This is a genomic window from Psychrobacter pygoscelis (assembly GCF_004335015.1).
Taxonomy (GTDB): Bacteria; Pseudomonadota; Gammaproteobacteria; order Pseudomonadales; family Moraxellaceae; genus Psychrobacter; species Psychrobacter pygoscelis.
In genome coordinates this window covers 603,602-616,534 of record NZ_RQRU01000001.1, presented here as the reverse complement: position 1 = coordinate 616,534, position 12,933 = coordinate 603,602, and the positions used below count along the sequence as shown (strand labels likewise).

The window sequence follows — 12,933 nt, the reverse complement described above, 5'->3', positions numbered from 1 at the left end:
TTAGACACAACTATAATGAGCCAATAAAGAAGTTGCCAGTCTTAAAATCTCAGACGCTTGTTTTTCGGTATAGATTTTATTTGCTATTTATCTACATTCATATCACGACAAATATTCATATCACGACAAATCTAATGCGTAGCTACTATATTTTTTATTGACTATATCATTGACCAATGACTATACAGCTAATATAGACTCTTAGATTAATAATTATATTTTTTACCATGGGTTTTAAGGTTAAATAGATTGTTGATTTACTTAAATTTATAATGTTATTTAATGAGGTTTGGCATGACTGCTTTTATCTCGAACAACGATCTTCATTACTCCATGCCTACGAGTATCTTAATATTTGTTCCTTATCTTATTGATTTTATAAATAATAATAACCTGTTCTACGAAGCTATAGAGTATTATTACGATGGTGCAAATAATAGTAATCAAAATAGGATCTACAAAGTTGCCGCTTGGAATTTAGCGTCGTTTAGCGTGCCTTATGTATTAAAGCGTCTGCAAAAAAAGACTGAGCAGCAAGTGGGTATTAGCTTTCATATTATGACTCGGGCTGAGCCTACCGATATGGTGCTAGAGACGATAGCTGCGTTATTGATGATAAAAAGTGCTAGTGATGAGATCATTGTCGTCGATAATAATCATAATGACAAAGCACTTTATGAGCCACTACAAGCGTATTGTGAGGGACTTGATAAGTCGCTCCGAGTGCGTTTTATTCATCAGGATCGTATTCCAGGGTTTAAGGCTGGGGCTTTAAATCTTGCGCTAAAAATGACCGACACTACTTGTGAGTATATCGTGGTCGTTGATAGCGACTATCAAGCGCTACCTACAGCGCGGCGACGGATCATTGAGGCGATAAAGCAGAATCCTAATCATGCCTTATTGCAGTTTCCGCAGTATTATCGAGATACTGATAAGCCAGACATTCATAGCGAGTTAAACCACTATTTTACTTATCATATTAGTCGCGGGTTGAATCGTTACTATGCGTTATCAACGGGTACGTTTGCGGTCATTAAAAAGGATATGTTAGAGCAACTTGGAGGATGGTCAGGGGCCTCGATCACTGAAGATGCGCAAATGGGTATTCTGATGCATCGGCAAGGGGCGCGTAGCCAATTCATCCCTGAAGTAATTGCAACAGGGTTGTTGCCTCAGACCATGAGTGACCTTATCTGTCAGCGTCAGCGCTGGATCTACGGCAATATGCAAGTACTGGCTCTTTATCTGCGCCGCTCCTCTCATTCTCGTACGCATTTCTTCTCTCAATCTCAGTTAAAGACGTCAATCGTTGCTCAATATGATTGCAATCAGGGGGTCTCAGATGTGCAGGCTCCTTTAGCTCTAAGCTTCGCTACTAAAGTGGCGCATATTAGGGCGCATTTATCACAGTTGACCGCTTGGGTGAACTTCACTGGTCCATTTATAGGATTACATTCGGCCGCATTAATTACTCTGGCCATCGCCAAACTAAGCAACCAGCCCAAAGCTATTCCCCATGTATTGACAGTACTGACCGTCTGCTATCTTGCTTATGCTCTTTATTTAACTCGGCGATTGGTAGCGTATTTAAGAGATACTCGGCCATTAGTTGCTGAGCCATTGAGTCAGCAACCCGAACGTAACACTGGCGCTCAGTCAGCTGCGCCTCCTGCAACAAATAGAAGTATTCGTACAAGCCTAATAAAAACGCTAGCGAGTACAGCAGCAAAACTTGCGCCGAAACGGTTAGTAAACATTATTAATAAGTGCTTTAGTAGAAAGCAAGATGGTGATGGTGAAGTAGAAAGCAATAGAAAAAGCTCACCACCGGGCAGGTCAGCACATACTACTATTCGCTCCAAGTCCGCTATTAAGCCTTTAGATGCTAGGTTACGAATGTGGCTTGTGCATTTAAATTTTTGGGAGCATGGTGCATTGTCTTGGCTACCTGTACTTTGGGGACAGCAAAAACCCTTTATTTGTACACCGAAGCACGGGACATCACAATCACGGTTAAAGTCTATTATGACTAATATTTGGGTAACGCCTAAGCTATTAATTGTGCTGAATGTCTTGACGGCAATTTTAGTGAGACGGCACTCTTTAGCGTTACTGGTGTGCGCGCTTAGCTTATTGATGATTAAGCTGATGGCGGGTTGGGTTATCATCGCAAATTTTGTAGGGTCAAGCGCTAAGGTAGCAGTTAGCGACTCGGAGGTGATGCACCAACAGTCTACCAGCCAAGCTAATTCTGCTTTTTGTGCTCAAGCGATACCTGATAACGCTAACCCTCAGTATAACTCTAAAGGCTCTCGATTAGGCTCTGATCCAAAGGTTGCCTAAATACACTGCTTCAAACAAACAACAAGCGGCATTGAGCGACATTGATGCTGTTGGTTTTTATCCACTACTGGTGTTTTGTCTAGATGGCGTTTGTCTATACAGGCCTTCTAAACACTATCCGAGTGAAGCTAGAGGAGGTTGTGAAACCTCTGGCGTGATCTCTTAGGAGCTGCGCCGCAAGCTAGAATAATTCGGAACTAGGTCTAAGTCAGTATATGACGCTGCATAAACGCCTTCTACGAATCCCGCTAATCATAAGACCACAGAAACAGACAGAGAGTTATGAAGAAGAATCAAAATACCCAGTCCTCTATGCTTGATAGACCACTTCGCATTGCTATTATTGCACATTCGCTTTATCCCATCGCTGAGCCTTATGCTGGCGGTTTAGAGATGATCACTCAGCTGTTATGCGATGCGCTCACTGAGCGTGGTCATGAGGTGACATTATTCGCACACGAAGCCAGCCAAACCAACGCTCGCCTGCGCCCTTTGATGTCGCGAGAAAGCTTTGAGGCACAAATCTACCCAAACGAACACGTCTCCTTGGGCATGAGCCGTGATGAGCTATTTCAATATCATATCTATCAAGATGTCATGCGTGAGATTATCGAGGGGACTGGTATCGATAGCGGCGCTAAAGGGCAGGGGCAGCGCTTTGATATTGTTCATAACCATAGCTTACATCATGTCCCGATGCTGAGTGGTCAAGCGTTAGGTAAGCGGATGATAACGACCTTTCACACGCCTATCTTTGCCCATCTGCGAATTGCCTTGTTGACGCTACAATATGGGACTAACACGCAGTTTACGAGTATTAGCCGCTTTCAGCAGCGGTTATACCAAGAGTTTGTATCTTCTATCGTCGTGAATAATGGCGTAGATGTGGCTTCCTTTAGTGCCAATACTATGCCTATAGAGGACGAGTGTTATTTTTGGTTTGGTCGTATTTGCCCAGAGAAGGGGACGCACCTTGCGATGCAGTATTGTTTGGCCGCGAATAAGCGGCTGATCATTGCAGGGCCAAGAAGTAATCAAGAGTATTTTGATGCGGAAGTGGCGCCCTTACTAGCAGAAGATGCCACCGAGGCAGGTGGTCGCGGCCTACTGACGTATGTGGGACATTTAAGTAAGGTGCAAATCAATGAGCAGCTGACCAGATCGACCGCTATGTTGTTTACCAGTACCTGGGATGAGCCTTATGGTTTGACACTGGCCGAGAGCCTTGCTTGCGGAACGCCGGTGATCGCCTTTGATGTTGGAGCAGGGCGCGAGATACTCTCAGACGACGTCGGTATTATCGTCCCCAAGCTTGCTAGGGATGAGTTTATCGCTGCATTTGAGCAAGTTGGCCATCTATCAAGAGCGGCATGTCGCAGGCGCGCTGAGAGATTCTGCTCAGTAGAGGCTATGGTATCTGGATACCTTAGCTTGTATCAGCGTACTCTTAGTCAGGATGGTTCAGATTATCATGAGCTAGGAGCATCAACAGCCTTGGCAACAATGCCACTAGTTAGGGCTGAGAATAGCAGTCAAATGCAGGCTGTTTAGGCATCATTTATGCGAATCGGCTATTATGCACATCATCATGGTTCAGGACATTGTCGGCAAGCTGATAAGTTCGCTGCTTGGCTAGTGGCTCTAGACGGCAATGATAACAATGACAATAATGATGATGTTTTGACCGTCTTTACCAGTACGACGAAGGAGGATTATTCCTTTTCGCACCTCGCTGGCGATCAAGTGGTCCGGCTACCGCCAGAAGATGAGCGTTCTGATGAGGTATTACCGGGAAGGGTAGGCGAGTATTGGCAGCCAAGCAGTATGCATTACTCTCCTGTGGGTAATGTTGATATCCAGTCGCGAAGTCTGACGTTACTGGAGCAAATTGCAACGCGGCAGATTAAGTTAATGATTATTGATCTTTCTGTCGAAGTGGCACTGCTATGCCGTGCTGCCAGTATTCCCTATCTATACGTGCGCTTGCCAGGTGAGCGAGACGATATGCCACACCGTAATGCCTTTCAAGGTGCGCTTGGCTTGCTCGCTGCTTATCCAGAATGTCTAGAAGCACCTAGCACTCCCACTTGGATTAAGCAAAAGACCCTTTATCTTGGCTTTGTGGCGGACCCATTAGTGTCAAAGTCTAAGAGGACGAAAGAAGACCTTATTAAGCAAATTAGCCTGCATTTTCTGTCGTCATCTAGACATAAGTTAGCGCTTAATAATAGCGATCTGGTCGATAGTAGTGATGATAGAATCAGTCATGCTGCCGATTTCAGTAACGATAGCGAGGTTAATTCAACTTTAATCAAGAAGCTGAAGCACCGCGCTCCAATTGTCACGGTAATAAAGGGCTTTGGCGGTCATGCTCAGATTGATGCTCAGTTAGCTTTGTTAAGACAAATTATGCCCGGTGCCTTTATTATCTCCCTTGGTCCTATAGCGTCAGCGGTAAAAGGGTTTGTCGATATTGCTGTTCAAGTAGATGAGGTTATGCCTTACTTACAGCTCAGTGACTTGCTGGTGATGTCTTGTGGGTTAAACGCTATTAGCGAAGCGTGTCAAGTTACCACGCCATTAGTGGTTATTCCAGACACGCGCCCGCACCGTGAGCAAGAGATGATGGCAGAGGGGTTAATTGCTTGTGGCCGAGCAATAAGCTTTGAGGACTTATTAACTCATTTTAATAGTGACCGCTGTAGTACTGCACCAGCAACGACGATAGCGTCTGCTGACAAGACAGTGCTAACCACTAATACTGCTACTAATCCAACTACCAATACAGATACGTTGGCTTTGAAGAGACTAGCGATACCTAGTGCTAAGCTACAAGCTCAGCTTAACCAGAGCATCAGTGATGAATTTATCAGCAGTTTAGCCAAAGCAGACAATGTTAGAATTTGGTTTTATGCTTGGCTATTGCCTAGGCTTAGGCTCAGCCCAGAACGACCAGTTACTCAATAAGTCATATGCCAATGGCCATCATTCATACTTGCTTTAAGCCAGCTTTTTCAACTTCAAGCTACTTATACTTTCAAGCATCTTTTCATTAAAGCATCTTTAAGTTAACTGGAAACGATTAGGTTATGCCTACCTCCGTAAATGCGTCACCTTCTATATTAGCGCCTTCGTCTGTAGCTGCAGTTAGTGTTATTACCACGTGCTATGGGCGGAATCGGCACTTGTACAATTTGCTGGCAAGCCTTGCAGCAGGTAGCGTCCGACCCGCTGAGGTTATTATCGTAAACGATGATGCACAGCAGTCACGCTTGGATAGTTTTGGGCTAAATATTATTCAGGTGCCGACGACGATTGGTTACCAATCCGAGCAAGGAGCCAAAGATGCAGCAGACAGTTTAGCGCCAAAGATAGGGTTTGATATCGGCCGCAATCGCAATGTTGGGGCTAATAGCGCCAGCTTTGAGTCGCTGATATTTTTAGACGTTGACTGTATTGTCGCGTATGACTCTATAGAAGGGCTGCTGACCAAGCTGAATGACTATCCGCATGCCTTACTAATGGCGCAACCGCGCTATTTGACTCGGCCGCTAACTGAGGAGGAAGGCAGGCAACTGGCTGATGCGCAAGCGATGTCACCTAAGCTTGATGATTTGTCAGTATTAAACCCTTATCGTTACAACCTATCTGAGCAAGACCCTGTCATGAAGCGAACGCAAGATTATGGGGCATTTTGGAGTCTAAGCTTTGCTATCACCAAGACCCTATTTAAAAAGCTCGGTGGCTTTGATACCCATTATATCGGCTATGGGGCAGAAGATACAGACTTTGCTTTTATGGCCCGCGCGCTCAATGTCGACTTCTATCTGAGCGCTGATGTGGTCTATCATCAGCAGCACAGCGTCTATCGTCCGCCGCTCAACCACTTGTCCAGTATCGTGATTAATGCCAATCGCTTTTATGATAAATGGCAGCACTGGCCTATGAGTGGCTGGTTGGCACAGTTTGCTGATATGGGGCTGATCGACTGGGAGGCTACACAAGATACCCCGATCATTATTACCCGCTTGCCTTCAGCTAAAGAGGTGGCAGAGGCTTATTATCCTAATGCGCCTTTTGGGTAGCTTTGTCCCTCCCTAACGTTATCTAGCAGTAATGCCACACAGTACAGTACGTTATAGCAAAAAAGCCCGATTACTTTAGTGAGTAATGGGACTTTTGCCGTTTTAAAGTGACTTAAAATCTCTAAATTTTACTTCGGCTAATTTGGTAGTCATTTATTAGCTTCTATTGAACATCAAATAGACACTAATACTGACGAATAACCGTAACCCCGTCTGGCGGGCGAGCCAGCTCCTCACGCTCGAATATCCAGTTGTGCCCATGCCAAAAATAATCGGTCTTATGATCATGATTAAAGCCGACCATGATGATCTCTAAGTTATGTTGGTAGTGCGCTGCAAGATAATGACGAATACCCATCATCACTCGGTAAATAAAGAAGCCAGAGGAGGGGGCAGAAGAATGAATATCTTCAAAATGGGGATAATCGGCAACGACTTGATGCGCCTCGCGAATAGCCCGACTGTAAGCGCTATCATTTAACATTGCTTTTAAAGGCGCTGTAATAGTCAACTGGACACTGTCATCGATAGGGTCGTCATCGGGACTAGGATCGTCTTGTAAGTCGGGGAACTGATAGTCGGTATTGCTAAATAAAAACCCTATGGAAGCATTATCTACCATCGTTTCAATAGCTGGGAGGTTATTGTGCCGTGGCGGCATGCCAAAATGCAGTTTGCTATCGCCAATCTGACGAAAAAACAGGAGCTTAGGTAAGGCGCATGCCGTAGGACTGGTTGCAAAATAATTGGCATGAATAAAGTGATTAAACAATACTATCAAGTCTGTCGGGCGTAGTAATTCATCCAAAGTGGCGGTGGTAATAGAGGGGTTATTAGCGATCAGTACAACCCGCCCACATTGACGTAGCGCCATCTGAGTCACTGTGGGCATAGTGGTCATTGCTGCCTTACCATTGGCCATATTAGTTATGCTATCGGTACTGTTTATAGTGCCAGCTCCATTGTCATTGTTGTCGTTATTGTCATTGGCCATAGGGCACTGTACCCCAGTAAGAGACGTTGCCGTGCTAAGACTTTTGGAGTGGTCAGCATTTGCAGTGTTTTTTCCCAGATTGCTAGTAAGATGAGGCATGGCATTAAGTTCTAATTGAGTCCTAAGTCATAGGAATAACTACTTTGTCAAATGTGATGCGTTAAGTAAGGCAAGGCAATAAGCTGGTATAAATAAAAGCAGCTAATGTAAATTACGTAGTCGCTCGAAAATAAAAAAGATATAAATAAGGTTAAGCGCGATATTGCTGTAAGTCTTTCTGGCTTGCTGTACTTGCACTTGCCAAAGACTACAAAGTATTCATCCCAGTATCGCGGCGTTATTTTGTATTGAATGCACTATAGTATAACGCGGCTAGCTGACTGGCTGTGTTGGGTTGTATTAACGGCTACATAATAGAAGCTTTAAGTTTGTTAAGTATTATTCATCTTAAAATGAAAAAGATGATTTTTATTCATTATAAATTTAAGCTATTATTGCTTCATCAAAATTATTCATGATAAATAATTTAAATTGAATATAACTAATGGAGTTAATGATGACTACAGCAAATCAAACTTCCCAGATTCCTAGCCATATCCTAGGCTACCCTAGAATCGGTGATAAGCGCCAAACTAAGTTTGCCTTAGAGCGTTACTGGAAAGGCAAGCAAGATAAAGCCACTGCTCAAGCAGCTATTCAAGCGGTGTTTGACACCAATATCCAAGACCAGATTGATGCTAATCTAGATATTATCACCACTGGTGATTTCGCCCATTATGACTTAGTTCTTAGCCAAGCAGTCGCCTTTGGTGTTTGCCCACCGCGTTTTAAAGGTGCTGAGACACTTGAGATTTTCGATCGTCAGTTTTACTTTGCCCGTGGTCGCGACCATACAGGTCAGTTTGAAGATACCGCCGCTTGGCAAATGACCAAATGGTTCGATACCAACTATCACTATCTAGTACCTGAGCTAGCAGCGGATGAAGACTTCTCTAATACTGATTTTAGCCAAATCTTCAAGCAAGTTGATGACACCAAAGCCATCTTGGCAAAAAACGGTAAAGAAAATACCCCAATAAAAGTCGTCATCGTTGGCCCAGTAAGCTTCCTCTACCTAGCAAGTAGTGAAGCTGAGGACAAGCTTACACATCTAGTTAAGTTACTTCCTGTCTATGCCAAATTACTCAATGAGCTAGGTGAGCGAGGCGTAGATTGGGTACAAGTCGATGAGCCTATCTTAGCGCTAGACTTAGATAGCACTTGGCAGCAAGCATTTGAGCGCGCCTACAATGGTCTACAAAAGACACCGCCTGAGCTGATCGTTGCTAGCTATTTTGGCACACTAGGTAATAACTGCAATATCGCTTGTAACTTACCAGTCAGCGGTTTACACATCGATGTTACGCGCTCTGATAGACCAAAACAGTACGTCACTCAAGTGATTGATCATCTGCCAACACACAAGCTACTATCAGTCGGTATTGTCGATGGTCGTAGCGTCTGGACCACAGATCTAGCTCAAGCCCAGCAGATTTTGCAAGACGCCAATGAGCGTTTAAACAGCAAAAAAACGCTAGAAGGCTCAAGATTATGGGTAGGTACTGGCTCATCACTACTACATTTGCCAGTCGATATCGCATCAGAGACTGTGCCTGAAGAGCTACAAGGTAAGCTGGCCTTTGCCAAGCAAAAACTTAAAGAAGTCGCTACTTGTGCCAAGATTGCCAGTGGTGAGGCTAGTGCTGACTCAGCGGCGACGAAGATTGAGCTGACCCCGCTAAGTGGCGATGCAAAAGTTCGTGATGGCGAGTTCGCTGAGCGCTATGCCAAGCAGCAAGAAAAGCTTAATCTGCCACTACTGCCTACGACGACTATCGGCTCATTCCCACAAACGCCTGAAATCCGCCGCGCTCGTAAGCAGTGGAAAGATGGCTCGCTATCAGATGCCGATTATCAAGCCGTCATCGAGCAAGAGATTCGCCAATGCGTCACCGATCAAGAGGCATTAGGTCTTGATGTACTAGTTCACGGTGAAGCTGAGCGTACTGACATGGTCGAATACTTCGCTCAGTACCTTGATGGCTTCTGGCTAAGCAGCCAAGGTTGGGTGCAAAGTTATGGTACGCGCTGTGTGCGTCCACCGATCGTCGTTGGTGACATTAGCCGCCCTAATGCCATGACTGTAGAATGGATCAAATACGCGCAAAGCCTGACTGACAAGCCAATGAAAGGGATGCTAACAGGTCCAGTTACTATCTTGAACTGGTCATTTGCACCAAGTGATACGGCGACGCGTGATATCCTACGATTGCAGATTGCGGAAGCGATCAATCAAGAAGTGAGCGATTTACAGGACGCTGGTATCAGTATTATTCAGATTGATGAGCCAGCCTTTAGAGAGGGCTTACCGCTGAAAGCTGCTGAGCAGCCTCATTATTGGGAGCAAGCTGTGGCCTCGTTTAAGCACTCAGCCAACAGTGCTAAGCAAGACACGCAGATTCATACGCACATGTGTTATTCAAGCTTCCATGATTGCTTGCATCACATTCAAAACATGGACGCTGATGTGATTACTATCGAGACAGCGCGCTCTGGACTTCAGTTATTGGATGCCTTCAAAAAAGGTGATGATAATGATGGCGCAGATGGTTATAGAAACGCGATCGGACCAGGTGTCTATGACATCCACAGCCCACGAGCTCCAGATAGTGAAGCCATGCAGGTCGTCATCGATGAGGCGCAAAAGTACATTCCTGTCGAGCGTCTATGGATTAACCCTGACTGTGGTCTAAAGACTCGTAACTGGGAAGAGGTTCGCGAGCAGCTAAGCAACATGGTTGAGATGACCAAAGTGGTTCGTAATAAGTACGCCGCCTAGATGACTCATGGAGCTTAGGTATACGGTTAGAATTAGCTTAACCACTTAAATCTTTTAACAGCTTTTATCATTTAACAGAACCCTTTCAAATTATTTTGGAAGGGTTTTTTGTATGCTAGGCAGTAGCCATTGCTTAATTTATTGATAACAATGAATCGGCTGTAATATAAGAGTAGTAATAAGCCTGATAGGGAGTTGATATTTAAGCAGCATAGACTTGTCTAGCAGGAGACGCCATTAGAGCTTGAAAAACTGCGATTGCTAAAGGAGGTGTAGTGATAGATAAATTTAATAAACCAAAGTTTTCTAGTGAACGATCAACCTGCAATCTAATTTATGCTCAATACCTTAATTAATTAGGTCATGATGAAGTCCGTGTGGCAGGGTGGGGCAAGGACTGGGATGACTTCTAGATGCAGGACGACACCTTATTCTTTATCGATAAAGATGGTATTAGGCTGGTAGCAGCTGATAATGTAGAGTCGGTCAGCTTGTTAGGTGAATGATTGGGTCATGGTAATAATACTACTATCAGTGACCGTGGTCTTATTAATCATGACTCTATCATGAAGCAGCTGGGCAATGGCGATAAGGAATTTGGCGAGCATATAGAAGGAACCGCCGTTAATGACAGCTTGACGGGTCAGACTGTCTTTAGCGGCGAAGGGAATGCTTGGATGAACAGCAGCTCAAACTTAGTATTAAGCGCTATCTATCGTAAGTTACCTCAGCACTGCTGGGGTTTTTTTGTTAAGTCTGACAGTTGTTAGATGCGGTAGCCGTTAATAACGAGATGTAAAAAGGAGTTGATTAAGGGAACAATACGAACGTTCACTAAGGCTGTACGGTATTTATGAGCATTCTAGATTACTATAGGCGCAATCTTCATTTAACAGTTTCAAGTATAATCAATACACTAACGCCCCGCGTTTTTTTGAGAAATGATTATAATTTTGACCCACTTTGTCATACGTCAAAGAGATGTAGCGACATGTAATACAATAAATCAAGTAAGGACTGATTATGACCCGTCGAACCCTGTCAAGCTTAGCTGCCGTAGCTTCTAGTGCTGTATTATTGGTAGCTTGCAACCAATCGCCAACTACTGATAATGCTGAGACTGGAAGCAGTACAGAGACAAGCTCTGATCTACTTACGCGTATCAATAATGGTGGTACGATCAATGTTGGCACTGAAGGTACGTATCCTCCATTTACGTATCATAATGAGCAAGGCGAGCTAACTGGCTATGACGTCGAAGTCACAAGGGCAGTCGCTGACAAGCTTGGCGTCAGTGTTGATTTTAAGGAGACCCAGTGGGATGCGATGCTGGCAGGCCTAGACTCTAAGCGTTTTGACATGGTGGCCAATCAGGTGAGCTTGACCACGCCTGAGCGTAAAGCCAAATATGATAAGGCGGACGCTTATAGCTGGTCCGGTGCTGTGGTATTAGCGCCAGAGTCTGACAGTCGTTTTAACGCTTGGGAGTCGCTAAAAGGTCTAAAATCTGCTCAGTCGCTTAGCAGTAACTATGGCGAGCTTGCTGAAAAGTATCAGGCTACGGTTGTTCCTGTAGAGGGTATGGCACAAGCGATTGAGTTGGTTAAGCAGGGCCGTGCGGACTTTACGCTAAATGATCAATTGGCGGTACTCGATTATCTTAAAAAGTTCCCTGACAGCGGTCTTGAGATTAAGCTGGTCGCGCCTGCAGATGAGAAGACTGGGTCAGGTCTAGTGCTGCGTAAAGGTGACGACGAAGTAGTGGCTAAGCTCAACACAGCGATGCAAGAGCTTCATGATGATGGTACGCTAACTCGATTAAGTGAGGAGTTTTTTGGGGAGGACATCAGTCAACAATGATGGTATCGATGATGTCTTGGCTGTCTCAATTGCTCGCCATACTGCCATTTATGTCAGAAGCGCGAGCACAAATCGTCATCACCTCTTTTTGGCCGATGCTAAAAGGTGCCTTGCTTTATTCTATTCCATTAGCGCTGATTTCATTCGCTATTGGTTTAGGTATCGCTTTGACAGTTGCACTCATCCGCATTGTTCCGCGAGCCTCATGGTGGCATAAGATACTGTATCGATTAGCGCGGATTTATGTTTCAGCGATTCGCGGTACACCTATGCTGGTGCAGCTGTTCATTATATTCTATGGTCTGCCCAGTATTGGCGTCAGGCTAGAGCCTATTCCGTCCGCTATTATTGCATTTTCGCTCAATATTGGTGCCTATGCGTCAGAGACAGTGCGTGCCTCTATCCTGTCGATCCCCAAAGGACAGTGGGAGGCAGGTGCTACAGTTGGTCTTAGTTATCTTAAGACTTTTCGCCATATCATCTTGCCGCAAGCTCTTCGCGTCTCAGTACCGCCGCTATCTAATACTTTTATTAGTTTGGTTAAGGACACGTCACTGGCTTCTCTAATCTTAGTTACAGAGCTATTCAAGCAAGCGCAGATTATCACTGCGCGTAACTATGAGTTTATGCTGGTCTATACCGAGGCTGCCTTGATATATTGGGCGATATGCCTGATATTGAGTAGTTTGCAAGGGCGCTTAGAGGCGCGTCTTGATCGCTATGTGGCCCGATAGCTGACCCCGCCAGTTTTGAGCAGTTAGTCATTAATA

At 44.7% G+C, this 12,933-nt stretch carries 9 protein-coding genes; 8 read left to right on the top strand and 1 reads right to left on the bottom strand.

Going from position 1 to position 12,933, the window contains the following annotated elements; translation table 11 throughout:
- Positions 1-294 precede the first annotated feature (294 nt).
- From EGV92_RS02485 to EGV92_RS02470, 4 genes are all read left to right on the top strand, one after another.
- Positions 295-2,346 carry a glycosyltransferase family 2 protein gene (locus tag EGV92_RS02485; RefSeq protein WP_165525539.1) on the top strand — a complete coding sequence of 684 codons (2,052 nt, stop codon included), beginning with the start codon at positions 295-297 and terminating at the stop codon, positions 2,344-2,346.
- Positions 2,347-2,628: 282 nt separating this feature from the next.
- Positions 2,629-3,897: a glycosyltransferase gene (locus tag EGV92_RS02480; RefSeq protein WP_131667625.1), complete on the top strand. Its 1,269-nt coding sequence runs from the start codon at positions 2,629-2,631 to the stop codon at positions 3,895-3,897.
- Between the two features lie 9 nt (positions 3,898-3,906).
- The gene (locus EGV92_RS02475; protein ID WP_131667624.1) at positions 3,907-5,313 is read left to right on the top strand and encodes a hypothetical protein; all 1,407 of its coding nucleotides are present in this window, start codon (positions 3,907-3,909) and stop codon (positions 5,311-5,313) included.
- A 122-nt stretch (positions 5,314-5,435) separates the two neighbouring features.
- The gene (locus EGV92_RS02470) at positions 5,436-6,431 is read left to right on the top strand and encodes a glycosyltransferase family 2 protein (protein WP_131667623.1); all 996 of its coding nucleotides are present in this window, start codon (positions 5,436-5,438) and stop codon (positions 6,429-6,431) included.
- A gap of 184 nt (positions 6,432-6,615) precedes the next feature.
- Here EGV92_RS02470 and EGV92_RS02465 read toward each other — a convergent pair whose 3' ends face one another.
- Positions 6,616-7,524 carry a hypothetical protein gene (locus tag EGV92_RS02465; RefSeq protein WP_131667622.1) on the bottom strand — a complete coding sequence of 303 codons (909 nt, stop codon included), beginning with the start codon at positions 7,522-7,524 and terminating at the stop codon, positions 6,616-6,618.
- Between the two features lie 457 nt (positions 7,525-7,981).
- Between EGV92_RS02465 and metE the strand changes: the two genes are divergently transcribed.
- The 4 genes from metE to EGV92_RS02445 all read left to right on the top strand — a co-directional run bounded on the left by metE (position 7,982) and on the right by EGV92_RS02445 (position 12,897).
- Positions 7,982-10,303 (top strand): 5-methyltetrahydropteroyltriglutamate--homocysteine S-methyltransferase, encoded by a 2,322-nt coding sequence (gene metE / locus EGV92_RS02460; RefSeq protein WP_131667621.1) that lies wholly within the window; start codon positions 7,982-7,984, stop codon positions 10,301-10,303.
- A gap of 506 nt (positions 10,304-10,809) precedes the next feature.
- Positions 10,810-11,073, top strand: a complete 264-nt coding sequence (locus tag EGV92_RS02455) for a hypothetical protein (protein ID WP_131667620.1) — start codon at positions 10,810-10,812, stop codon at positions 11,071-11,073.
- 253 nt (positions 11,074-11,326) lie between these two features.
- The gene (locus EGV92_RS02450; RefSeq protein ID WP_131667619.1) at positions 11,327-12,163 is read left to right on the top strand and encodes an amino acid ABC transporter substrate-binding protein; all 837 of its coding nucleotides are present in this window, start codon (positions 11,327-11,329) and stop codon (positions 12,161-12,163) included.
- Positions 12,160-12,897 carry an amino acid ABC transporter permease gene (locus tag EGV92_RS02445; RefSeq protein ID WP_131667618.1) on the top strand — a complete coding sequence of 246 codons (738 nt, stop codon included), beginning with the start codon at positions 12,160-12,162 and terminating at the stop codon, positions 12,895-12,897. The genes EGV92_RS02450 and EGV92_RS02445 overlap by 4 nt, the downstream gene beginning before the upstream one ends.
- The last annotated feature ends 36 nt before the right edge of the window (positions 12,898-12,933 follow it).